General features: G+C 41.3%; 2 protein-coding genes. Both read right to left on the bottom strand.

Annotated elements, in window-relative coordinates:
• A partial coding sequence (lpxC, locus tag Q0117_RS10230; RefSeq protein WP_297926659.1) for a UDP-3-O-acyl-N-acetylglucosamine deacetylase occupies positions 1 to 554 on the bottom strand: 554 nt, incomplete at its 3' end.
• A 50-nt stretch (positions 555 to 604) separates the two neighbouring features.
• Entirely contained in the window at positions 605 to 1,984 is a 1,380-nt protein-coding gene (locus Q0117_RS10235) for a M23 family metallopeptidase (RefSeq protein ID WP_297926662.1), read from the bottom strand.
• Between the last annotated feature and the right edge of the window lie 43 nt (positions 1,985 to 2,027).

The following is a 2,027-nucleotide window of genomic DNA, read 5'->3' on the forward strand; positions in this document are numbered from 1 at the left end:
GTTCTGGCGCGTGAAATTTCTTTAAGATAGGCTTTTTTGCTAAATTCAAAAACATGGTGCTGAGTGCCAATGAGTGGATGGCTAAATTTAATTGTATAATCAAATTTCGGACTCTTGCTAGGGCTTAAGCGCACGAGCTTATCTCCCTCGCGAATCTCCACAGCTCGCTTGATGATGAGAGCTTTTTTATTCGCGTCAAGCTCTCTTACCCCCGCTTCGTCCAAAAGCATACAAAAGCTCGCCGAACTTCCGTCCATTACAGGAATTTCATTAGCATCAACGATGATACGGATATTATCGATACCATAGGCATTAATGGCGCTCATTAGATGCTCTATTGTTGATATATAGCCTTTCTCGCTTCCTACGACGGTTGCCATTTGCGTATTTATGACGTTTTTCGGCTCGGCTTTAAAACTAACGCCAAGATCACTTCTATAAAATACGATTCCACTGCCTGCCTCTAAAGGCTCTAACGTAAGTCTGATAGGCTCACCTTTGTGCAACCCGATGCCGACGTTATGGACTTTCTTAGCTATCGTTGTCTGTCTCATTTCTATCCTCGTTTTCATTAACCCGCGCATTATAGCGAAAATTTTAAAATTTACTTACCTTTTTCTATTACTTTTTTGGACGATTCTAAGACATCGGTAATGTTATCTTTCATCCACTTAGGATCCATCCACTCCTCGGGTCTTACGTCCACGCCCTGAACTACGATGCCAAAATGCAGATGATCTCCGAAAGCAAAGCCGCTTGAGCCCGTCTGTGCTAGAATGTCGCCCGGCTTTACATCGCTGCCCACACTTAACTGCGTCGCCGAGCAGTGTCCGTATATGCCGTATAATCCAAAGCCGTAGTAAATTCCTAAATTTAATCCGAAAATTCCGTTTTCCTGCGCAAAAACTACCTTGCCGTAGTTGCTCTCTTTGATATCGGCGTTTGCGACGCTTGCTAGATCGAGCCCCATATGCCATGACTCGCTTACTTGTTCGTCGTTCATAAAAAATATCCGATGATCGGCAAAGCTTGCTACCGCTGCGCCTTTAGCAAGCGGATAAAAAGGCTTTAGCTCAAATCCATTTATTCTATCCTCGTGTACCGCGCTAGTAGCAGCGTGCAGATCATCTCCATTTTTCTTACGCAGAGTTTCGTTTACGAATTTAAATTTCTCCAAATCGCTCATCGAGTTAAAATTCTGCGCGTATTGGCTAGCCAGATCGCTTACCTTGCCGTTAATAAAACCCGAATTTAGCTTGATAGTAGAGACTTTATATTTTTTGTCCTGATAAAAATATTTGATTTGCGAAATGCTTTCGTTGCCTGCACGATCAGTGGCGACCGCTTCTGCGCGAAATTCCTCTAAATTTGCAGGCCAGGCTACGAGAGACGCGTAATAGCCCTCTTTTACGAAAGGAATCGCTTTAAAAATTTTGCCATAGTTGGTTTTGACATAGACTTCGTTTAGGCGCTCATCTTTTGCCGAAAATACAACTACAGCGCTACCGCCTTTGGTGATTTTATAGGATTGATTGATGATATTTATGATGGGCTTTTTGTCATCTATTATTATATTTGCCGTTTTTGCGCTCTTATTTCCTTGCGCAAAATTCCACGAGCTAATATCGTTTGCAAAAACCTCAAGCTTGTAGTTTTTATCTTTATTAAGCATCAAATTTTTAGGAAATTGCACGGCAAGCTCTAGCGTAGTTTGCGGAACGTTCAGCTCCTCATTTAGTAGCGGTATCGTGCTGGCTCCGTCGTTTAAATTAACGCGAACGAGCTTAATGCCGGTATCGTCTGAAATTTTAATCTTCAAGGGCGAGGTTAAATTCCAATAAATTTCATTTTCCAGCGCAATTTGCGGAGGATTTTTTTCAAATTTCGGTGAGGTGAAAATTCTAAAAATTCCATAAACCAAAGCGCATATTATAATAAGAAATATTAAAATTTTAAGCTTCGTTCCATTGCTATTTCTACGCATAAAAGAGCCTTTGATATGATTTTAGAGCGCGATTTTACAAGCT

It is taken from the genome of uncultured Campylobacter sp. (assembly GCF_937997535.1).
GTDB lineage: Bacteria > Campylobacterota > Campylobacteria > Campylobacterales > Campylobacteraceae > Campylobacter_B.